Source organism: Dyella solisilvae (assembly GCF_003351225.1).
Taxonomy (GTDB): Bacteria; Pseudomonadota; Gammaproteobacteria; order Xanthomonadales; family Rhodanobacteraceae; genus Dyella; species Dyella solisilvae.
This window is the reverse complement of record NZ_QQSY01000001.1, coordinates 582,353-603,847: the sequence shown is the minus strand read 5'-3', so window position 1 is coordinate 603,847 and position 21,495 is coordinate 582,353. Positions and strand designations below refer to the sequence as shown.

The following is a 21,495-nucleotide window of genomic DNA, read 5'->3' as shown; positions in this document are numbered from 1 at the left end:
CGGGGACAGGTTGCATGCGTCGCCAATCTGGCCTCAGCCTCATCGAGCTGATGGTGGCCATGGTGCTTGGACTGCTGGTGGCCGCCGGCATCGTGAACATCTTCATTTCCGGTTTGGCGAACTACCGCGCGCAAAGCCAGCTGGCCCAGGTGCAGGAAGAGGGACGTTACGCGATAGGGCGTTTGACCGACGACCTGCGGATGGCCAATGCCCAGTACTGCACGTCCACCGGAGGCGTCGCGTCACAGGGGGCCAGTGGATTGTTGCTGGATGGCCTTCGCGCGCCCGTGGTGTACGCCCGGGATCTGAGCGGGGCGTTCAAGGACAAGGACCTGACCACGGACTGGGGACATACCTCCGGCTCCAATACTTATCCGGCGATGCCTGCGGCGCCGTATTCGATGCCGTCGTTCCTGTGGATGCGTGGCTACGACTGCGACAAGCAGACTTGCATGCCCATCAAGCCACCTGCTGCCGTGGCGCCAGCCATGGGCGTGACGCCCGGGAGTCGCGTCATCGGCAGCAGCGTGCTCACGCTGCGATACATCGACAATGCGCGAGGCTGGGCGTTGGGGAGTCGAAGTTACGTCGTTGCGGATCCGACGACCGGCCTGGTGTCCTCTATCCACCTCGCGCCCGCCGCCGACGAGCCCCCCTTGTCCGACTTCAAGGCCGGCGACCTGGCCATGTTCGCGGACTGTTCGGGAGCCCAGGTGTTCGCGGTGAGCGGGTCGCCCGATCTGGCGCCTGATCCCAGTCGCAATTTCGCACAGCCGATCGCCCGCACGCCGTACTCGGCGCCTCGCCTGTTTGATTTCAATCGTGACCTCGTCACGGTGACCTATTACCTCAAGGTGGTGGCGGACGAAGACGGCTCCACAACCGGCGCGCTGATTCGCAAGGATTACACCGGAGGCCAGGAGCTGGTGCGCGGTGTGGAGCGCCTCGACTTCCTCTACGGTGTGGAAGACAGCGACGGCAATACGCGTTACCTCACGGCGGATGACGTGGACAGCAACGCGGGCGGCCGGATCGCCTGCCCACCGTCAACGGCGCTGCCGCTGAATACCGACCCCGGTTGCCTCTGGCGGGCGATCAAAAGCATCGAGGTGCGCCTGCTCCTGAGCGGTCCAAAGCCCCTCTATACGCTGACCGACAAAGAACGGATGTATGCCTACCAGTCGGATGGCCTGGATCGTCCGGCGCCGCCGGGTGCTCAGCAACGACGTGTATCGCCGGCATCGCAGGGGTTTGTCGACGCCAAGGTGCGGCGCGAGTTCATCGCGCTGGTTTCCTTGCGCAATTACAACCCGTGAAAGCGGACCGCGCGCACTAAGAAGCGCCTAAGCAGGAGCAAACAAGATGCGACAGGGAGCGTCATCCATGGATGGACGAGGGCTGTGCCGTCAGCGCGGCGTGGTGCTGGTGATAGCGCTGGTATTCCTGATGTTGCTAAGCCTGTTGGCGATCAGCGCAGCAAGTCGCTCGCTGCTCCAGGAGCGCATGGCTGGCGGCCTGAGGGATGCGCAACTGGCGGATATGGGCGCAGAGGCCGCCTTGCGTGGCGCGGAATGGCGCTTGTGGAAAGCAAGCGCGACCTCAGCCGGTTTGAGGTGCGGATCCACTGTGCTCACAGACTGTTACCAGTTTGATCTTTCGGGTCTCCAGTCGCCCGCGGTGAGCCGTTTTCGCACCGGCGTGGGCTGGAATTCCAGCAACGGCACGGAATACAACTCGGCGAACGGTGGCGCCAATTTCGTCAAACCCGGGGCGGGATTCGACAACGCTGCATTGGCCCACAATCCGCGCTACCTCATCGAGGACCTGGGAGCCGAGCTGCCTCCGGATACCGGGGCACAGCACGAGTCGGGAGCCACGGGATCGACCGGGACCGGCTACACCTCCATCACCCGCCATATCTATCGCATCACGGCGCGCTCCACAGGGGGAAGCGAAACCACGGTTCGCGTTCTCGAAAGCACGTTCTCAGCCAAGGGCGATTAGAAGGAGCTTCCCATGCGTTCTTTGATGGCGCCGGTGTTGGCGCTCATGGTTGTAGTCGGTGGCGCCATGGGGGCGCCCTCGCTGCATGCAGGGACGGTGGATCTGTCGGCTACACCGCCGGAGCTTACTCCGGCGGTGGCGCCCAACATCATCCTGACTTACGACGACTCCAACAGCATGCGCAATACGTATGTGCCTGGATATATCGGCGACGGTGAGGTGAGGTATGGGGAGCGCAGTGGCTTGATCACGGATCCGCGGACCGGTATGGCCATTTGCGGCTGGTACAGCGCGGATGACAGCAAGGTCATCCATCCCTGGAACTTCTCGCCCGCGGTCAACACGATCTACTACGACGAACAGCAAACCTATGTCGTTCCGAACAAGACGGACGGCACGCCCATGGATGCAGGCAGTTTCACCGAGGCATGGGACGACGGCGTGGCAGCCAATACAGGGGGAAGCCGCCTGGTCAAGAATCTGCTTACCGACTACTCGATCTACTGGGGCGGGAACACCATCTGGCCGGAAATCATCTACCCGGCAAGTGTTTCGCATCCAGCGTCGAGCAAATGCAGCGTCGATAAGGGTTACATGCCATTCCCGTTCTCGAATCCGAGTACCGGAATCGCTCCCGCGTTCCACTATCGGTTCAAGGGCGACCGCACACAGCGCGTTGACCTGTTTGACCCTGGCAAATACGAGGCTGTCAACGTTGCAACGCTGAGCGAAGCACAGAAGAAGAACTTCGCCATCTGGTACGGCTTTTACCGCACACGGAATCAGGCCGCGCGCAGTTCGCTTGCTCGCGCCTTCGAGAGTGTTCCGCGCTCCATCCGGATGCAGTGGCAGCGGTTGAATAGCGAGGAACTTGGCAACACCGCCGTGATACGGCCGCTTTCGGATGCTAGCCAGCTCAGGAAGCTCATGGATTTTCTCTATGCGAGCGTACCTGAAGCAGGTACGCCCACGCGAAGCAGCATGGCGCGGGTGGCGATCTATTTCGGGACCAACAACGCGAAGCTGTCCGAAACCAATCCATACTTCGATGCCGGCTCGGGAACGGAGGTGAGTTGCCGACGCAACTACAGTCTGCTCGTGACAGATGGCGGATGGAATACATATAACGAGGGCGATTTCACGAAAAACTGGTCGGATACCGCTGTCATGGGGGCCAGCGCCGGTCCTGTCGCCGCCAATCCCGATCAGCGCACTACGACATTACCCGATGGTCGCCGATACAACCCCGGCGCCGCGGTTTCCGCGGTCTATGGAGGCGGACCGTCACAGCTTGGGCTTTCCGGCTTCGCCGATGTCGCATTCCACTACTGGGCAACCGACCTGCGACCGGACTTGAGAAACAACGTAGCGCCATATTTGCCCGATCGAACTACCGGCGTGACAGGCCCGTTGATCGCCACGCCGATCGGCAGTGATGTCGCATCCTTGCCTGACGAGGTGTACTTCAATCCCGCGAACGATCCCGCCACATGGCAGCACCTTTCACAGTTCATCGTGACGTTCGGCTTGGCTGGCCAGCTGGATTTTCCGGGCGATCTCACGGACCTGCGTAAAGGCATCAAGACCTGGTCGGACTGGGCCTCGCCGCCGAACACCGAGAATGCCGACACGCCCGCCAAGGTAGACGACACGTGGCACGCGGCCATCAATAGTCGTGGTGAGTTGTTCAATGCCAACAATCCGCAACAGCTGATCGACCAGATCAAGCGGGTCATCAACAGCATCGTTGCGAGGAGTGCTGCATCGACTGCGGGGGCGATGAGCATGACGGTGCTTGCAACGGATGCCGCCTATTTTCGTACCGGATTCAGCAGCGACGATTGGAGTGGCGTCGTGCAGGCGGTGCGCGTGGACGAGTCGGGCAACTTAGGCGCAACACTATGGAGTGCCGGCGATCTTCTGGATGCACGCACGGGCGCGACGGAAAATCGAGTCATCCTCACCAGTTCGGCTCCGGGAGGTGGGCATGGAACCCCTTTCCGTGGAAGTGAGGTACTCGTCGCCATTCGTTCGGTCGACCCTGTGTTTGCCAGTGGCTCCGCCGGCGGCGATCGACTGGATTGGATTCGTGGCAACAGGGCGAAGGAAGGTACGGTTTTCCGCCAGCGCAGTTCCGTGCTCGGCGCGGTGGTCAACGCGCAGGCCGTCTACGTCGCCTATCCGGCCAGCGGCTATCGCGATGCCTTTCCACCGAGGCGCAGCCATCCGGAAGAACGGGCACCGGAGATGGAGACTAGGCCCGATGGCCGCCTGCTGCACAGCTACGAGCAATTCGTCGCCGATCACCTCAAGCGGGCGCCGACGATTTATGTTGGAGCCAACGACGGCATGCTTCATGCCTTCGACGCCACAACGGCCGGCACGAAGCCGGCAAGTGTTGATCTCGCCCCCCATCCCGGTGCGGAGCGTTGGGCTTACGTGCCTTATTCCGTCTATGGTCGATTGAGGGACATGGGTGCGTTGACCTATTACCAATATGCGCCGACGGTGGATGGAACGCCGGTGGTCCGCGACGTCTACTTCAGCGCTGGAGCGAACGTTGGGTGGCATTCCATTCTCGTTGCGGGCCTGCGGCTGGGCGGGCGCGGCGTCTATGCGTTGGACGTGACTGACGCAGGCGCCACTGAGGGGCCTTCCACGGCGGGCATGCCGGGCCCTACCGACAAGGTGCTTTGGGAGTTCAGCCATGACTCGATGGCTGGACAGGGCGTGGCCGCCAATCTGGGCTACACCTTTGGCAGACCCAACGTCGGCCGGCTCGCGAACGGCAAGTGGGTGGTGCTGGTGTCCGGGGGCTATTTCCCCACCGACAGCACGGAAGCTGCAGCATCCAATCGATTCAGCTCGTTGTTTGTGCTGGACGCCCAAACCGGATCCCTGCTGCGCGAACTGCGTACGCCGACAGCCGTCGAGGGCATGGACGTTGTCAGCAGCGGGTTGTCGACACCGGTCCTGGGCGACTACGAGAACGACCAGGTCGACGACGTCGCGTTCGCCGGCGATTTGGAGGGCAACCTCTGGCGTTTTGACTTTACCGACGAAGACCCGTCCCGGTGGCAGGTGGATCTGCTGTTCAAGCCGTCCGTTCCAGGAAGCAGGCCCATCACGGTCATGCCGCGATTGTTTCCCGATCCTGCCACCAGGCATTTCATCGTGGTGTTCGGCACGGGCAAGTATCTCGGCAGTAGCGACAACATCATCGATGGCTCGACGCCGGTGCAGGCGGTCTACGGCATTCGCGATCCCGGCGCGAAGGGCACCATGCCAATTTTCGAAGGCTCAGCGGTCCTCGTTCAGCAGACGCTGTATGAGCGGGATGGCATTCGCGGCCTCACGCGGAACGCCGTGCCGCTGAAGGATCGCGCAGGAAATTATGTCGGAGGATGGTATTTCCTGTTGCAGCTGGTTGGCGGCGATGGGCACCAAGCCAACGCCGGTGAGCGTGTCGTGGTGGACGCCACGGCGCTGTTTGACAGCAATCGCGCCGTGATCACCACCTTGATCCCGCAGAAAGCCGATCCATGCAACCCGTCGCCACAGGGGGCGGTGATGGTCGTTGACGCGGCGACGGGCGGTGCTGCGGTCGGCGTCGATCTTGGGGTGGTCGCCGGATGGGATGCCGGCTTCGCGCAGACCGGGGCTCGCCTCAGCAATGTACCGACCAGCGGTTTTCTTCCAGCGGCGGTCCGGGCCGGTGGAGGGCGGGTTTACCTTCCGGGTATGACCCTGTCCAGGGACGGCAGCACGTTCTCGGTGGGGGACGCGATCTGGCGCCGCCGCTCCTGGCGTGTTCTCAACAGTGATCAATGACAAGGAGCGCCTCATGTCACGGAATCTGGGGTTCACGCTGATCGAACTCATGATCGTCGTGGCCATCGTGGCGGTGCTTGCCGCCGTGGCCATACCCGCCTATGGGCGTTATGCCTATCGGGCGCGTCGTGTGGATGGGCAGACCTTGCTGCTGCATATCGCCCAGGCGCAGGAACGTTACTACGCGGTGAGCCATCATTATGGCGACCTTGGGGACCTCGGCTTTGGTGGCGCGGCCGCTGTGACTTCGAAAGCCGGCCACTACCAGGCGGAAGTGACACTGCAGGATATCCATGGCGTGGGCCAGGGCTATGTGGCGACGGCCACGCCACAGGGCGTGCAAGTGAAGGATGCGTGCGGCGCTCTGTCCATGGACAACACCGGCCAGCGATCGCCGGATGCATCGCGCGAGTCGCTCAACATCAATGGACGTTGCTGGTGATGGCGTCCCTGTCGAGCGGGGCGCAAGGGCGAGGCGTTACCCTGATTGAGCTGCTGATTGCGATGTCCGTGCTGGCGGTGCTTGCCATGCTGGCTGCTCCTGCGTTCCACGACACGGTGGGTCGCCACCAGCTCAGCGCCGCCGCCGACGCATTGGCCGCCGATCTGACCTATGCGCGGATGGAGGCCATGCAGCGGGCGACTTTCGTGTCACTTTGTCCCAGTCGGGACGGCGTGCGCTGTTCAGATGACTCCTCCTACGGACAGGGTTGGATGACCTATAGCTATCCCGTCAGTGGCAGCGGAGCCAATCGCGAATTTGCGGCTGCTGACCAGACCTTTCGACTCTTGCGATATTCACGCACGTCGGGCGCCTTGACCGTGACGGCTGCCGACGGCGACATCGTCACCTTCGGCCTGCAAGGGCAGCTCAAGCCTTCCGGCGAACGGGGAGGGCGATCGTGGCGGTTCTGCATCTTGAGCGATACAGGTCATTTGGGCAGCGGTGTGTCGACGTCTGCGATTCCAGGCACTGAGATTGCAGCGATTGCCTCTGGCAGCTTGCAGCGTCGACGGCTGGCGGTCGACGAAAGTTGCGTGCCCGAAGTTCGATGACGCTGGACCTTGAGCGCAAGGCGCCCGAGGGGGCTCGATGGCGCATTCATGCGCGTGTGCACCCCACATCGGCTGCGAGGGCTGAATCACGCCGGACCGTAGCCTCGAGTCCCCGGATTTACTGCTCAGCGTCCGCCTGTGGGCCCGGCCACTGATCGAACGCCCACGGCAGACCAGACTCGCGACGTCTGCGGTTGCCCAGGCCATGCACGATTCCCTGGGCCGTGGACAGGAGGCTGAACCAGCGACGGGCGCGGGTGATGCCGGTATAGAGCAATTCGCGAGTTAGTACGGCGCTGGATTCATCGGGCAGCACCAGAGCCGCGTGGTCGAATTCCGAGCCCTGCGATTTGTGCACGGTCATGGCGTAGACGGTCTCGCGGTCGCCCAGGCGCGACGGTTGTACGAAGCGCATGCGCGTAGCAGTCTCGCCCGCTTCGCCGGCCACTTCGAACGCCACCCGTAGTTGCAGCACGCCACGATCATCGGGAACGCGCAAGGCGATGCCGACGTCGCCATTCATCAGGCCGAGGCTGTAGTCGTTGCGCGTCACCATCACCGGGCGCCCTTCGTACCATTCATGGCTGGCGTCGATCAGTCCGGCCTGGTGCAGGATGCCGGTGATCTGACGGTTGAGGCCGTCGGTCCCCTGTGGTCCCTGACGCAGCGCGCACAACAGCTGGAAACCGCCGAAGGTGCGGAGCACATCACGCGCCCAAGTCTCGTAGACAGCCTTATCCGCCAGCGGCGACGGCCGCTGCTCGCGCAGCGATTGCAGATAGTGACGATAGCCTTGCGGCGAGGCGCCATCCGCGCGTGCGGCGAAGCGTTCGCGTCCACCCTCCAGCACCAGTTCGCGCAATGGCTGGGCAATGGCCGGGCCATCGGACCAGGCGACATCCGGGTGGGTTTGGCCAAGCCAGGCCATGGTGGCGCCGACCTCGCCATGGTTGACGAGCTGCGCCAGAGTGCCGATGCCACTATCCGCGCCGAAGCGGTGGCTATGCCGCAGCATGACGATGTGCTGGTCCAGCGCTTGCGCGTCGTTGCTCACCCAGGCGTCGAGTGTGTCGCCGGTGGTCGCGCGCAGCCAGTCGACGGTGGCCTGGCTGTAGTGGACCGCTTCGGCGCGACGGCACAGGTCGCCAAGCACTGCGCCGGCTTCGACCGAGGAGAGCTGGTCCTTGTCGCCCAACAGCACCAGTCGCGCATCGTCGGGCAGCGCGTCCAGCACGGCGGACATCATCTCCAGATCCACCATCGAGGCTTCGTCGATGACCAGCACGTCCAGATGGAGCGGATGGCCGCTGTCGTGGCGGAAGCGGCGGCTATCGGGGCGGGCGCCGAGCAGGCGATGGAGAGTGTCGACCTGGGTGGGGATCGTCGGGCGCACCTCGTCGACCACGTCGAGTTGGTCGACCTGCGCGCTGATGGAGCCTTGCAGACGCGCCGCGGCCTTGCCCGTGGGCGCGGCCAGGCGGATGCGCAGTGGTCGCTGGGCCTGCTGCCGGCTGAGTGTCTGCAGCAGACCCAGCAAACGCACCACCGTGGTGGTCTTGCCGGTGCCAGGGCCGCCGGTGATCACCGTAAAGGCGCTGCGCGCAGCCAGCGCGCAGGCTACGCGTTGCCAGTCGATGCCGAGGTCCGGGCTGGCGGGAAACAGTCGCCGCAGTTGCTCGCCCCACGGCGCGGGCTCCTGGGGCGCCTGCAATAGGCGACGGGTGATCGCGCGTGCGACGCGTTGCTCGTGGTTCCAGTAACGCCGCAGGTAGACGCGACTGCCGTCGAGCACCAACGGCGAGCCTTCGTCATCGGATTCGTCCGGCAGACCCAGCGCGCCGCTGGCGGCGAGCAGGTCGGGGTCCGCCGCCGCGGTGCCGATCAGGCGACGCCATGATGTTGGCCAGGCGGCTTCTTCCGCCAATGCTTCCCAGCCGGCGAGATCGAGGCAAAGGTGGCCGTCGGCCTGCTGCCGGCTGACCAGCGCGCCCAGTAGGGCCAGGCTTTCGGGCGCTTGCGGCGCCTGCTCGGCAAGGAAACGGGCGAAGGCGACATCAAGGGGGCGGAGCAGGCCGCGCTCGATGCCGGCCTCGATGAGTGTGAGGACTTCATGCGGCATGGCTGCGTCCTTCTGCGGAAAACAGTCGGTCCATGGCGTCGATCAGCGCGAACGGCAGGCGTTCTCCATGCACGCCGTGCCCATGGCCGTCCACGCCGCGCAGATAGAGGTAGGCCACGCCTCCCATGTGCCTGTCGTAGTCGTAGTGGGGCAGGCGAGCACGCAGTTGCCGGTGCAGCGCAAGGGTGTAAAGCGCGTACTGCAGGTCGTAGCGCTCGCGCAGGATGGAGTCGCGCATGGCTTGCGAGGTGTATGCGCTGGCATCGTTGCCCAGCTTGTTGGATTTGTAGTCGATCACGTAGTAGCGCCCCTGGCGCTCCACCACGAGGTCGATGAAGCCCTTGAGCAGGCCGTTGATGCGCTCGGCGATGAGCGGTTGGCGCGCTCGCCCTTCCAGCGTATGCGCGGTGACCAGGCGGTCCAGCGCCAGCGTGTCGACCCGATGGGCCTCGAACCAGAATTCCAGTTCCGCGTAATAGGCGTCCATGTCGGCGAGGCTGGCGACCGTGCCGTCAGGAAGGGACAGCGGCACGCGCAGCAGCGACGGTAGCCACTCGCCGAGCAGCGGGGCGTGCGCCTGCCAGCCGCGACGCAGGCAGCGACGTGCGATTTCGATGTCCAGCGCAGCCCCATCGGTCGCCACGCCGGCGAAGCCCTCCGCCGCCGACCATTCCAGCAGGTCGTGCAGGAAGGTGCCGGCCTCGGCGCCGGCCGGGAAGGCGTGAATGCCTTCGGCCATGGCTGGCGTGGTTTCGCCGGTGGGCGGCTGCTCCTGGCCCAGTTCAATCAGGACATCCTGGCTGGCGGTTTCCGGGGCGTGCGCGGTCGACTCGCTTTCGTCCACCTTCAGCGAGCTGTAGCTGGCGACCCACCAGCGCTCCTGCGGCGAGCCCTGGTAGGGTCGGGCATCCCATAAAGGCCGGGTGTCGTCTTCGACTGGTCGCAAGGGGCGGGAATCCGCGGGGACCAGCGTCTCGATGTGCAGGCCGGCGTGCGCGCCGCGCAGCTGTTCGAGCAGGGGCATGAGTTGCTCGGGCTGGATCACCGCGCCGCCGGAGAGCACGTAGCCGAACGCGGATTTGTGCAGCGCAGGCGTCCTGCTGTTGCCTACCCTGTAGCAGGCCACGCCCAGCCAGCAGGCGTAGCGGGCGCGGGTGAGCGCGACGTAGAGCAGGCGCAGGTCTTCTTGCAGGCGCTCGCGATCGGCCTGCACGCGCGCGGCGTCGTTGGCGCGCAGGTCCATGCGGGCCTGCCCATCGCGGTCGTGCCAGATGAAGCTGTCGTCCTGCTTCACTTCGCGCGCGCTGCACACGAATGGCAGCAGCACCAGCGGGTACTCCAGGCCCTTGGATTTGTGGATGGTCACCACCTTGACCAACGCAGCTTCACTTTCCAGCCGCACGATCTGTTCTTCCGCAGTCTCGGACTGCGGGTCGGTGGCGCTGGCCATCTGCGCGGCGAGGTGACGGATCAGCGCGTGCTCGCCATCCAGGGTGGCGGCCGCGTGCTGCAACAGTTCGGCCAGGTGCAGCAGGTTGGTCAGCGCGCGCTCGCCGTCGGGACGGGCCAACAGGCGCGCGGGCAGGTCGAAGGCGTGCAACAGGTCGTGCAGCATGGCCAACACGCCGTGGCGCCGCCAGGTCTCGTGCAGCCGGCGGAAGCGCTCGCCGCAGGCTTCCCAGTGGTGTTCGTCGAGATTGAGCCGGTCGAGCTCGGCGTTACTCTGTCCCAGCGTGGGCGTGGCGAGCGCGGCGCGCATCGCGCGATCGGAGCCCGGCGCGGCGCAGGCTTGCAACCATCGCAGGAGGTCGGTCGCTTCAGCCGAGGCATAGACCGAATCGCGATCGGACAGGTAGACGCTGGGGATGCCTCGACGCTGCATTTCCTCGCGCACCCGGGTGGCTTCGGCGCCGCTGCGCACCAGAACCGCGACATCTCCTGCCTTGAGCGGCGTGAGCGCACCTTCGTCGTTGAGGAACCCGCAGCGGCCTTCCTGTGCGGCATCGAGCAGTCGCACCAGATAGGCGGCGGCTTGCCTGGCCATTTCGCCGGCATAGGCGGAGCTGCTGATGGCCTCGTCGCCGACTTGCACCTTCAGCCGCATGGGCGGCAACGGCTGGCCGTCCAGTACGAGCTGGTCGCGTCGCCCGCGTGCCTTCACCGGGAGGAACGGCAGCGCCTCGCGGCCGAATGCGAAGGCGCCGTCGTCATGGGTGTCCGCATGCTCGAATACGCGATTGACCGCGCTCACCAGGGCCTCGGTGGAGCGGTAGTTGGTGTCCAGGGTCCAGGTGGGTTGGCGCGCGCGATCACGCGCGCGCAGGTAGGTGTGGATGTCCGCGCCGCGGAAACCGTAGATGGCCTGCTTGGGATCGCCGATCAGCAGCAGCCCGGTGCGTTCGCGCCTGGCGTAGATGGTCTGGAAAATGCGCCACTGCAGCGGATCGGTGTCCTGGAACTCGTCGATCAGCGCGATCGGGTATTGCCGGGCAATGGTGTCGGCCAGCCGGGGGCCAGTGACTTCGTGCAGCGCATCGTCCAGCCGGCGCAGCATGTCGTCGAAGCCCAGCTGGGCGCGGCGCTGCTTGGTCTGTTCCAGACGCTGCGCGACCCAGCGAGTCGCCTGCGCCAGTATCGCCGGTTGAAGTCGTTCCATCTGATCGATGCCCTCGACGCAGGCAGTGATCGCGTCGAATGCGGCGTGGCGAAGCGGCTCGGCGTTCTTGTTGAGCGCACCGTCCAGCGCGGTCTGCGCGTAGCGACGCAGGGTTTCCGTGTCGATCGGCTGCCCTTGCGACCACTGGCGCAAATCCGCCAACTGCACTTCGACCGCCTCGCGCGGCATCTTCCTGCCATTCAGCGCGCGCGCGTCCAACGCCTTGGCGAACATCGCTTCGATTGCGTCCGCATCGTCGCGCCACGCCCGGCGCGCACGCTCTTCGGTTTTGCCAGTGTTGGCGATGCCTTGATGAAAATGCGCCAGGGCCTGGTCGGATTCGGGCAGCGGCCGGCCATCCAGGCACAGGTTGGCCAGCGGCTGGCGCAGCAGCGGACGCAACGCCTGCTGCAGCTCGGCAGGGCTGCGCCACCAGCCGGAGACCAGCGCGGCGCTGCCACGGTCGAGCGGAAAGAAGTGGCTGCGCCAGTAGTCGCGGACCGTCTCGCCGAGCAGCGCGCTCTCGTCGGTGTTGGTGTCCTGCACGAACGCATGGCCGCTGTCGAAGGCGTGCTGTCCCAGCATGCGCTGGCACCAGGCATGGATGGTGTGGATCGCCGCCTCATCCATCCATTGCGCGGCCAGCTCCAGCTGGCGCGCGGCGCGTGCGCGCGCGTCCTCGTCCGCGTAGACCGCAATGAGCTCGCGCAGGAAGTCGTCGGGCGCCTGGCGGCCACGGAACGCGTCCGCCGCCTGGCCCAGCCGTTCGCGGATGCGCTCGCGCAGCTCAGCCGTGGCGGCCTTGGTGAAGGTGAGCACCAGGATCTGCGCCGGCAGCAGCGGTACGCCGCCTGCCACGCCGTGGCCTAGCACCAGGCGCAGGTACAGCGCGGCGATGGTCCAGGTCTTGCCGGTGCCGGCGCTGGCCTCGATGAGCTGGATGCCCTCAAGCGGCAGCTGCAAGGGTTGAAGTGGCGTGCTGGCGCTCATGCTTCCTCGTCCATGGTGGCGATCTCCAGCAGCGGCCGGTACAGCACGAGCCAGTGCTCAAAGCCGCCGTCGAGCAGCGCCTCGAAAGTGGGCCAGGCTCGGGTCAGGTAAGGGTCCTCGTCCCGCTCGCCATGTCGTCCGCCAAAACTGTTGCCGTCGTACGCCTGCTGCGCCTGGCTGCTCGCCTTGCCTTCGTCGGCGGCCTGCAGCCAGGCGAAGGCGGTGCGGCGGGCCAGCGGCAGCGGAGCATTCATGCCGACGCGCAACGCGGCCAACAGCTCGCCCAGCCAACGCGTCGCTTCCTCACGGATGATCGGGCGCAAGCTCACTTGCGCATCGATGCCGATCACGCGCGTGGTCAATGTCAGGCCCTGCGCATGGGCCAGCAGGTGGATGATCCAGGCGGTACTCAGCTTGTCGTGGCGCAAGCCGCCGCCCTTCTGCGCCAGCTTGCCGGCGGCCAGCTCCAGGCGGAGCAGGGCGCCGTTGTCGCCGCGGCGCAGATCGGTCAGCCAGTCTTCCACGCGCACGCCGTGGGCTTCGTGTTGCAGTTCGATCTTGTCGTCCAGCAGCGGCCAGCGCTGGCAGGCGTCCAGCCAGGCTTGCGCCAGCACGTGTCCTTCGCGCGCGAGCTCGTCCTGCGCCAGCTCGCCGAAGCCACCGGGCGGCAACAGGCCTTCCCGGGCAAGCTGTCGTGCCGCGCTCAGCACGGCGTCGCCGGCATCACCTGCGCGCACGGCGGACTGCACCACGGCAGTGGAAGCCTGATGCTGCTCCAGCGCGTTCAGTACGAACGGTTCGTCGTCGCTGGCCTCGGCCTCCAGTTCGCCGAAATACACCTTCAGGCGCTGGTTGAAGAACGTCCGCACCGGCTGCGCAAGGAAACCGCGCAGCTGGGTGATGCCGAGTGCGGCGTCGGGCTGCCAGTCAGGCAAGTCGGCGTTCGCGGTGTCCTGGTGGGAGCGATGCGCCTCGCGCCACTCGCGCGCATAGGTAAACAGGTGCGGGTCGGCATCAGCGTTGAAATAGCGACGGCTGAACGGCTGCAACGGATGCACGGTGGTCATCGCGTCGAGCAGCGCGTGGGCGGTCGCGAGTGAATCGGGGTCGTCGCCCTCGCGATGCCAGCCGGCAGCGAGGTAGTCGCGAAGCTGGCCCAGCAACACCGAGGGTGGCAACGCGCTGTTGTCGCGCACGTTGCGGCCGACCCAGCTGATGTAGAGCGTGTCGCGCGCGGAAACCAGGGCTTCCAGGAAAAGGTAGCGGTCATCCTCGCGGCGCGAGCGGTCGCCCGGGCGCGCGTGACCCGGCAGGGCCATCAGGTCGAAATCGGCCGGCGCCTGCTGGCGCGGATAGTCGCCGTCGTTCATGCCCAGCAGGCAGACCACGCGGAATGGGATCGCGCGCATCGGCATCAGTGTGCAGAAGCTCACCGCGCCGCCCATGAAGCGCTGCGAAAGGCGACTCTCGTCCATGGCGCCCAGCCAATGCTCGCGCACGATGCCCAGCGGCAGTGGCGATTCGAAGTCGGCCTCCGCGCAGGCCTCACGCCAGGCGTCCAGCGCATCGCCGAGTCGGGTGAGTCGGTCGCTGTCGTCGGAGTCCTCCGCCTGGAAGCAATCCTGCAGCAGCGCGTGCAGGCGGGCGTGCCACTCGGTGGGAGTGGCGGGTGCACGCATTTGCTCCCAGCACTGTTCGAGGCGATCCAGCAAAAGTGTGAGCGGTCCGACCAGGGCTGCGTCGAGGCCACCAACTTCGTCGTAAGGGGCGATGCCCTGCCAGCTCTCTCCTTGGCCCACGGCATAGCCCAGCAGCATGCGGCGCAGGCCGAAGCGCCAGCTGTTCTGTTCGACGCCGGGCAGGTCCAGGCTCTGCTTCTGCGCGGCGTCCAGGCCCCAGCGGATCCCGGCGCCCTCGATCCAGCGGCGCAGGATCGGCAGGCCGGCGTCGTCGATGTCGAAGCGGCGGCGCAGCGCGGGCACGTCAAGCAGGTCGAGCAGGTCGCTTACTGCAAAGCGCGACTCGGGCAGGGAGAGCAGGTGTTCCAGCGCCACCATCAGCGGCACGGCGCCGCGAGTGGGCTGGTCGGCCACGGCATACGGCAGGTGGCGCGGGTCGTTTGGCGGCAGGCGCCCGAACACCGCCTGCACGTGGGGCGCATAGGCCTGGATGTCAGGCACCATCACGATCACGTCGCGTGGCGACAGCGGGGCGCCCGCTTGCTCGGCCTGCTCGAACATCGCCAGCAACTGGTCGTGCAGGATCTCCACCTCGCGCTGCGGACTGTGCGCCACGTGGAAACGCAACGAACCGTCGCGGTCGCGCCATGGCCGTCGCAGGGTCGGTTCTGCCGGTAGCGGCTCGAGATCGAGAATGGCCTGCTGCACCTGGCGCAGCAGCGTGCCGCCATCGGTGTCGGCGAACAGGTCGATGCTGCGGTTCCATGCGGCGAACTGCGGCCGGTAGCGTTCGGGGCGGTCGAAGGCGTCGAGCAGGCGTATATAGTCGCGCCCCTGTCGCCCCCACGCGGCGAGCAGCGGGTTCGCGTGCAGATGCAGGTCTTCGTAGCGCGGCTCGGCTGGCAGCCCGGGCTTGCCCGCATGGCGGCGCTGCGCCGCCTTGAGCAGCTCGCGGTCCTCGATGATGTCGGCCCAGTAATGGCGACACGGATTGGCCACCAGCAACAGCACCTGGCTGAAGCGCGCCAGCGCGGTGAGCGCCTCGAGCGTCTGCTGGGGCAGGGAGGAGATGCCGAACACCACGATGCGCCGCGGCAGCCGTGGCGGCCGAACAGTAAGCTGACCGACGCGTTCGATAAAGGCCTGGTGCACGGCGGCGCGGTGGTTGTGGCGTTCTTCTCCCACGTCGTCCAGCAGCAGTTGCCACAGCCGCGCCTGCCAGCGCTGGTCGGCCGCCAGAGACGTGTGTTCACCACGCAACTCGTCGCGCAGGCGGTAGTTGCCATGCTCCCAGTCCGCCAGCCAGTCAGCGCGATAGACCTGGTATTGATCGAACAGGTCGGCCACGCGTTGGGTCAACTGGAAGCGCTTGCGTTCGTCTGGATCGTTGCGGAGGAAATCGCGCAGCGGGGCGAAGTCCGGCTCGTGCAGGTGGGCGGGCAGCAGGCGCAACAGGCGCCAGCAGAGGCGCGACTTGTCGAACGGCGAGGTGGTGGGCACTGCATCACGGCCCAGCACGCTGCGGTAGGCCGTCCACAGGAAGCGGCCGGGCAGCTGCACGTCGATCGCCGCGCTCACACCCAGGCCGCCGTCGTCGACCGGTCGCGCCAGCGCCCATTTCAGCCATTGGGCAATGCCGTTGCTCTGCACCAGCATCAGCTCGTCTTCCAGCGGACGCAGCGGCGCCCGGGCCAGCCACGCGGCCAGCAGGTCGCGCAGGTCTTCCATGCGGTTGCCATGGATCACCATCAGGCCCGGTTCGATCGGGGCCTCCAGGGGCAGGTCCAGGCTATGGCTCACGTCGGGCAAGGGGCGGCTTCGCTCATGGGTACATTCTCGCCGAGCGGGCGGAGGATGTCGCCCATGCTCGCCGCTGGCCGTCGCACCGAGTGAGATCAAGTGCGTGTCACCGGGTTTGTTGCGTTGCGCAAGATGCCTTGCCCAGAGTCAGCGCCAGCATGCGACGCGAGCGTATGGATGTCCAAACGAAGATGACTCGGGATTCCTGAGGAAAGGCACAGTCGTCGCACCAGTGCTTGCACTGGACGATGCCGGTAATCGATGGCGCCGACATCGCATCCAATGGCGCCAAGGCGGAAGCCATGCGCGATGCGTGAAAGGGCCGCTTGGGCGTTCAGCGGATTGCGCGCATCACGCACGCCGCCGACGTGTCGTTCCGTGATGCTCAACAAGGTGGGGCAGCAGTGGATCTCGTCTGGCGACCTCAATGGGCTCCTCGCGCTGACGTTTGTGCCGGCACTGCTTGCGCCTGCTACGCAGTCCACACATTCGGAAGCTCGCCCGGCGACTAACGTCCGATTTGAGAGTCCTCTCAAGTTTGGTCCGCAACCGGATCGACACAATGCGCGCGTCTCGCCGTGTTGGCGACGGGGGCCCGCCTAGGCCTTGTGTCCCGTCAAGACTCGGCGAGGCGACGTGTCAGCGGAACCGTCGTTCGACACGCAGGCCCGCGCCGTGAGGCGCCAGCCAAGGTCGGCAAGGGATGTCTGACCACCGGGTGGCGTGCAACCCAGGACGGGTGGCCCACCCAACTGCGCTCGTTCCTCATGCGCGCGCGTGGGCGACGCGTCGCTTCGGCGCGCCGCCTGTCATCCTGATGATCACCCGGCCCGTTACGATCGGCGACGCATTCGTCCCCTTATCGAGCACAGGAGCAAAGACCATGCAGGGAAAGCGCGCCATCTGGCCCTGGGGCCTGGCAGTGGCATTGTTGGCGAGTCCGCTGGCCGTACTCGGCCAGTCCGCCAGCGGGGTTCCGCTGCCGGACAGCGAGCCGGTTCCGACCGACGCTGATCTGGCCAATACGCAGTGTGCGATTGGCGAAGAGCGATTCCTGCCAGGTGATTACTACTACTGCCTGGGCAAGCAGAGCTATGGCAATCACCGCTACGCCAGTTCGCAGCGATTCTTCACCACCGCCGCCAGTTGGGCCAGCAAGCCAGCCCAGTATGTGCTCGGCATCATGGCTCTCAATGGTGATCAGCAGCCGGTGAACCGCCCCCTCGCGTTGGCCTGGCTGGCGCTGGCGGCGGAGCGTTCCGGCTCGGACTATGAGCAGGCCTATCAGGCGGCGTACGCCAAAGCTTCGGACGAGGAGCGCAAGGCGGCCGAACAGCTGCTGGTCGGCATGCGTCCGATTTATGGCGACGGGGTCGCCGCCAAGCGGGCGGAGCAGCGCTACGCAGCCGGCATGGCCGAACTGACCCGGCTCAGCAGAAGTGGGGGCCAGTACTGCATGGCGGGCGCGGGGAACACGGCGCAGCCCACCACCAATCCCACCAGCTGCCCACCGGCGCAACTGGTGGTGAAGGCCGTGGACGCAGCGGCGGCCAACGTGTTCGATGGATGGGTTGGCCACGTCCAGGTAGGGGAGCTGGAACAGGCAACGCCGCCAGACGACGGGAAGCGTTCGAAGTAAGCAGAGTCGTCGCGGCTGTGTGCCGCGGCGACTTCGATGCGTCAGTCGAGGAAGGCGGCCGAGGGAACACCCGGGATGCTGCTGAGTGCGTCGGCGCGATGCATCGCGCGCTCGGCGCGCTCAAGGGCATGGCAGGCCGACTCGGCCGCGTAGCGCATCAGGTAGGCGAGGTGGGCGCGGTATTGCGAGCCGATGCCGTGCGCGCGGATCATGCTTGCGGCCTCGGCCAGGCATTCCAGGTCGGTGTAGGCGCGGTCGAGATCACCGCTGCTCGGACACAATACGAAGTCGCTGGCCCGCGCCGGATCGTTCGAGCGAACGCTCACCACGTCTTCCACCAGGCGGGCAGCCTGTCGCGCGGCGAACACCAGCACGTCGGCAGCTGCATGCGACAGCTCGCTATCGGACATGGCTCTATCCGTGAGTTCGACCAGGCTGCGCGTCACAACGAGCAGTTGCGACACGGGATACGCCGTGGCGTTGCTCTGGCTCATCTTCCCGTCCCCTTCCGAGAATTCGACGCCGTATTCTCCACAGGGCAGGGCGCTTTGGATATCGGAAATTTGTGTCAATCGGGCAAGGCAGGGTGACAGCCTTGATCGGCAAGGCAAATCTGCGCACGGGCAGGGTGCTCGCGGAGCCGGGGCGGAGCCTGATCGAGGTGGGATGCAACAACTTGCGGCGCCTGGCTGGCCGCCCCAGGAAATCCGGAGGTCACCCCTCCAGCCTCTTGTCCCCGCGAACGCCGGGATCCGGCGCCTTCGCGTTGGAAGGCGCGAACCTCCTTCGTTCCCCCTTTCGCGGGGACAGCCGACGACCTGGGACTCCCCTCAATGAGTACCTGGCACGTAATCGACCGGCGCCGCCCGGCCAAGCGAAGCGAGCTGACGTCTCGCTTGCCGTATCTGCAATTCGCCACTCGGATGCCGCCGCAGTTGCGCCTGCAACAAATCGATCTCACGCCTCAGGCGGAGGTTCTCATCCAATGCGGTACCCAGCGCATTGACCAACAACACATGCTCCCGCTCGCATGACATGACGACACGGACCTCCGTCGCAGTCTCCCCGGCATCATTCCCGGGTTTGAGCGCAGGGTAGGCGTCGATTTTGACCGTCAGCCGACAACCATGTATCGGCAAGGCTTCATGGGGGCCTATGGCGTGGAGGGGAGTTGCAGCTCCGGCCGTGACATGTGGCGGGGCTAGGACGCCTCACTTTGGTATTGGCGACAAGGCGCGTTGCGGTGCTTGCAGGGTTGCTTGCGTCAGGCTAGAGGCGAGCCGGACGGAGTTGCCTGTGTGGCGGCACGTCGTTGCCTCGGGAAGCCTTCTTGTTGCGTCCTCCTGAATACCGCATTGCGCCGCCATCGGCACTTCGGTTCAGTGCTTACGAAGGGCCAGCGCCGGGTCGCATGCCGACTCGCCCGGCTCCATGGAACGCACGAGGTTTGCGCGCTTTGAGGTTAGCGGCGAAACGGTCCCTTGCCGACTTTGGGCTGCTGCGGCGCCTCACCGGAGTGCGAAGGATCGCGAACGAAGCGGTTCGTCGATTTGAATTCCTTGGCCTGATCAACCACAGATGAAATCTTCTTGCCGGAATAGACGGAATGAATGGTGGCGGCGGACAACGGCTTGGTTGTGTCATTCATTTGGGTGTCTGCCCTGGTCGGTGAGTAACCTCACCACCATACTCCCTATCGGCTCGCTGCACAGTGGTCGTGGCGGAGCGATGCCGTCTGCGTTGGAGAAGGCTGAATAAGGGGCCGGTGGTCGTTGATCCCCGGCCATGAGTTTGGCCCCCCTTCAGGAGGCGTGCCTCGTTGGTGATGGCCCCCGGCGACGGCAAGCCGATGACGTGGCCGGCGCTAAGCGGCAAGTCTTGGCCGGAGCGGGCACGCCTATAATGCCCGGCATGACTCCCAGGCCCTGCCAATGACCGAACCTCTGCGCCTCGCCAAACGTGTCGCCGCCCTGGCTCAGTGCTCGCGTCGCGAGGCGGAGATGTACATCGAAGGCGGCTGGGTGCGCGTGGACGGCGTGACCGTGGAAGAGCCGCAGTTCAAGGTGCTGGAACAGCACATCGAGATCGATCCGCACGCCAGGCTCGAACCGCCCGAACCTGCCACGATGGTGTTGCATAAGCCCGCCGGCATCACGGTGGATCAGGCTCGCGCATTGATCCACGCCGAGAGCCACGCCGCTGACGACGCCTCCGGCGTGCGCCTGCTAAAGCGGCACTTCGCTCGACTGGAATCGCCGCTGCCTTTGCCCGACAAGGCGAGTGGCCTGTTGGTGTTCACGCAGGACTGGCGGGTAAAGCGTCGCCTGGAAGACGATTCCGACCGCATCGAGCAGGAACTGGTGGTTGAAGTTGAGGGCAAGCTGGCGCCGAACGGACTTGCCCTGCTCAACCACGGACTCAGCTTCGACAACTACGCGCTGCCACCCATCAAGGTGAGCTGGCAAAACGAAACCCACCTGCGCTTCGCCTTGAAGCGGATTTCGCCCGACAGGGTCGAGCGCATGTGCAACGCCGTCGGGTTGAAGGTCCTCGCCATCAAACGCCTCCGTATCGGCCGCATTCCCATGTCCCGACTGCAGCCAGGACAGTGGCGCTATCTGGCAAGCACGGATCGTTTTTGATTGCCTGGACTTGGTCGGCGTAGAAATCTGTCGCTGGCGGAATTGACCGAGCCATCCGTGCATCGCCACTAAGTAGCTATCGTCGCGGATGCTCCGGGGACGTTGCGGACATGATCTTGTTCGGGGCCTCGGATAACGTCCTGATACGCGCGCTCAGTCGGTCGCATCGTTGCGAACACAGCGAGTTGCGATGAGGTTTTGATGCCTCCCCGTGGCGACGCTCGCGCACCACAGCCACCGGCAAATGCGCGCCATCGGGGGGCGACCGCGGCATTCAATCGAACGGAGAGTTCTCGTGCGACGGCATGCCGGAATCCCTTTCCGTACCGGCGTCCGCAATAGAAAAAGGCCACCCGTTGGGGCGGCCTAAGTCTTTGATTCGGTGGTGGGCGATGCAAGGATCGAACTTGCGACACCTGCCGTGTGAAGGCAGTGCTCTACCGCTGAGCTAATCGCCCGCCGAGCGCGCAAATATACGAGGAGTGAGGGGCCGGGTCAAGGCTTTGCATGCAAAAAATTCACGTTCGAGGCAGTTGGGCGAAAGGTGGCCGCGTACAATGGCGCGTTTCCCTCGTTATTGGCCCAGGCTCATGGACTTCCTGCAGCACGAACTCACGCACATCATCAATGCCCTGCACAATTTCGAGTTCACGCCCTGGAAGATGGTCGGCTACCTTGGCTCGGTGATGTTCACCAGCCGCTGGTTCGTGCAGTTGTACTACACCCGCAAGCTTCGGCGCGTGGTGATGCCGCTGTCGTTCTGGTGGCTGTCGGTGATCGGCAGTGCGCTGCTGCTGTCCTACTTCATCTTTGGCAAGAACGACTCGGTGGGCATCCTGTCAAACTTCTTCCCGGCGTTCGTTTCGGTCTACAACCTCGCCGTGCACATGCGCGAGGTGAAGCGCCGCTCGCTGGTCGAAAGCGAGGTTTGAGCAGGGGGACGTCTTCCCGCTTCATTGCTCGCCATTCCCGCGAAGGCAGTAATCCAGCGTCTTTTTACGCAGCGGAAGGCCAAGACTCTGGATCCCAGCCTGCGCTGGGATGACAAGCAAAACCAAGGTCGCGGCAGAGGACAATCC

13 protein-coding genes and 1 tRNA gene are annotated in these 21,495 nt (G+C 65.3%); 8 read left to right on the top strand and 6 right to left on the bottom strand.

Features of this window, described 5'->3' with window-relative positions; all coding sequences use genetic code 11:
* The first annotated feature begins 14 nt into the window (after nucleotides 1-14).
* The 5 genes from DVT68_RS02605 to DVT68_RS02585 all read left to right on the top strand — a co-directional run bounded on the left by DVT68_RS02605 (nucleotide 15) and on the right by DVT68_RS02585 (nucleotide 6,891).
* Nucleotides 15-1,316, top strand: a complete 1,302-nt coding sequence (locus DVT68_RS02605; RefSeq protein ID WP_158543442.1) for a PilW family protein — start codon at nucleotides 15-17, stop codon at nucleotides 1,314-1,316.
* A gap of 67 nt (nucleotides 1,317-1,383) precedes the next feature.
* The gene (locus tag DVT68_RS02600; protein ID WP_158543441.1) at nucleotides 1,384-2,004 is read left to right on the top strand and encodes a pilus assembly PilX family protein; all 621 of its coding nucleotides are present in this window, start codon (nucleotides 1,384-1,386) and stop codon (nucleotides 2,002-2,004) included.
* A 12-nt stretch (nucleotides 2,005-2,016) separates the two neighbouring features.
* A complete protein-coding gene (locus tag DVT68_RS02595; protein ID WP_114823486.1) occupies nucleotides 2,017-5,835 on the top strand; it encodes a pilus assembly protein in 3,819 nt (1,272 codons plus the stop codon).
* A 13-nt stretch (nucleotides 5,836-5,848) separates the two neighbouring features.
* Nucleotides 5,849-6,277, top strand: coding sequence for a type IV pilin protein (locus tag DVT68_RS20620; RefSeq protein ID WP_147281657.1), 429 nt, complete (start codon nucleotides 5,849-5,851; stop codon nucleotides 6,275-6,277).
* On the top strand, nucleotides 6,277-6,891 hold the full coding sequence (locus DVT68_RS02585) for a pilus assembly FimT family protein (protein WP_114823484.1): 615 nt from the start codon (nucleotides 6,277-6,279) through the stop codon (nucleotides 6,889-6,891). The genes DVT68_RS20620 and DVT68_RS02585 overlap by 1 nt, the downstream gene beginning before the upstream one ends.
* A gap of 118 nt (nucleotides 6,892-7,009) precedes the next feature.
* Here the strand turns inward: DVT68_RS02585 and recD are convergent, their stop codons facing one another.
* From recD to recC, 3 genes are read right to left on the bottom strand one after another with little or no spacing between them, the layout of a single operon-like run.
* On the bottom strand, nucleotides 7,010-9,010 hold the full coding sequence (gene recD, locus DVT68_RS02580; RefSeq protein ID WP_114823483.1) for an exodeoxyribonuclease V subunit alpha: 2,001 nt from the start codon (nucleotides 9,008-9,010) through the stop codon (nucleotides 7,010-7,012).
* Nucleotides 9,000-12,656: an exodeoxyribonuclease V subunit beta gene (recB, locus tag DVT68_RS02575; protein ID WP_114823482.1), complete on the bottom strand. Its 3,657-nt coding sequence runs from the start codon at nucleotides 12,654-12,656 to the stop codon at nucleotides 9,000-9,002. Before recB ends, recD begins: the two co-directional genes overlap by 11 nt.
* Nucleotides 12,653-16,135, bottom strand: a complete 3,483-nt coding sequence (recC, locus tag DVT68_RS02570) for an exodeoxyribonuclease V subunit gamma (RefSeq protein ID WP_114824352.1) — start codon at nucleotides 16,133-16,135, stop codon at nucleotides 12,653-12,655. The genes recB and recC overlap by 4 nt, the downstream gene beginning before the upstream one ends.
* Before the next feature lie 883 nt (nucleotides 16,136-17,018).
* On the opposite strand from recC, the gene DVT68_RS02565 reads away from it, so the two are divergent.
* Entirely contained in the window at nucleotides 17,019-17,774 is a 756-nt protein-coding gene (locus DVT68_RS02565; RefSeq protein WP_114823481.1) for a hypothetical protein, read from the top strand.
* Nucleotides 17,775-17,815: 41 nt separating this feature from the next.
* Here the strand turns inward: DVT68_RS02565 and DVT68_RS02560 are convergent, their stop codons facing one another.
* Both DVT68_RS02560 and DVT68_RS02550 read right to left on the bottom strand, forming a co-directional pair.
* The gene (locus tag DVT68_RS02560) at nucleotides 17,816-18,268 is read right to left on the bottom strand and encodes a hypothetical protein (RefSeq protein WP_114823480.1); all 453 of its coding nucleotides are present in this window, start codon (nucleotides 18,266-18,268) and stop codon (nucleotides 17,816-17,818) included.
* A gap of 968 nt (nucleotides 18,269-19,236) precedes the next feature.
* Entirely contained in the window at nucleotides 19,237-19,422 is a 186-nt protein-coding gene (locus tag DVT68_RS02550) for a hypothetical protein (protein ID WP_114823478.1), read from the bottom strand.
* A 283-nt stretch (nucleotides 19,423-19,705) separates the two neighbouring features.
* Between DVT68_RS02550 and DVT68_RS02545 the strand changes: the two genes are divergently transcribed.
* Nucleotides 19,706-20,416, top strand: a complete 711-nt coding sequence (locus DVT68_RS02545; protein ID WP_114823477.1) for an rRNA pseudouridine synthase — start codon at nucleotides 19,706-19,708, stop codon at nucleotides 20,414-20,416.
* A 383-nt stretch (nucleotides 20,417-20,799) separates the two neighbouring features.
* Here the strand turns inward: DVT68_RS02545 and DVT68_RS02540 are convergent.
* Nucleotides 20,800-20,874 (bottom strand) — tRNA-Val (locus DVT68_RS02540).
* Nucleotides 20,875-21,006: 132 nt separating this feature from the next.
* Here DVT68_RS02540 and DVT68_RS02535 point away from each other — a divergent pair.
* Entirely contained in the window at nucleotides 21,007-21,348 is a 342-nt protein-coding gene (locus DVT68_RS02535; RefSeq protein WP_114823476.1) for a lipid-A-disaccharide synthase N-terminal domain-containing protein, read from the top strand.
* The last annotated feature ends 147 nt before the right edge of the window (nucleotides 21,349-21,495 follow it).

Excerpts from the sequence above, each read along its gene's own strand:
- DVT68_RS02605 (WP_158543442.1), top strand. The coding sequence starts at position 15 with ATGCGTCGCCAATCTGGCCTCAGCCTCATCGAGCTGATGGTGGCCATG.
- DVT68_RS02600 (WP_158543441.1), top strand. The coding sequence starts at position 1,384 with ATGGATGGACGAGGGCTGTGCCGTCAGCGCGGCGTGGTGCTGGTGATA.
- DVT68_RS02595 (WP_114823486.1), top strand. The coding sequence starts at position 2,017 with ATGCGTTCTTTGATGGCGCCGGTGTTGGCGCTCATGGTTGTAGTCGGT.
- DVT68_RS20620 (WP_147281657.1), top strand. The coding sequence starts at position 5,849 with ATGTCACGGAATCTGGGGTTCACGCTGATCGAACTCATGATCGTCGTG.
- DVT68_RS02585 (WP_114823484.1), top strand. The coding sequence starts at position 6,277 with ATGGCGTCCCTGTCGAGCGGGGCGCAAGGGCGAGGCGTTACCCTGATT.
- recD (WP_114823483.1), bottom strand. The coding sequence starts at position 9,010 with ATGCCGCATGAAGTCCTCACACTCATCGAGGCCGGCATCGAGCGCGGC.
- recB (WP_114823482.1), bottom strand. The coding sequence starts at position 12,656 with ATGAGCGCCAGCACGCCACTTCAACCCTTGCAGCTGCCGCTTGAGGGC.
- DVT68_RS02565 (WP_114823481.1), top strand. The coding sequence starts at position 17,019 with ATGCAGGGAAAGCGCGCCATCTGGCCCTGGGGCCTGGCAGTGGCATTG.
- DVT68_RS02560 (WP_114823480.1), bottom strand. The coding sequence starts at position 18,268 with ATGAGCCAGAGCAACGCCACGGCGTATCCCGTGTCGCAACTGCTCGTT.
- DVT68_RS02550 (WP_114823478.1), bottom strand. The coding sequence starts at position 19,422 with ATGAATGACACAACCAAGCCGTTGTCCGCCGCCACCATTCATTCCGTC.
- DVT68_RS02545 (WP_114823477.1), top strand. The coding sequence starts at position 19,706 with ATGACCGAACCTCTGCGCCTCGCCAAACGTGTCGCCGCCCTGGCTCAG.
- DVT68_RS02535 (WP_114823476.1), top strand. The coding sequence starts at position 21,007 with ATGGACTTCCTGCAGCACGAACTCACGCACATCATCAATGCCCTGCAC.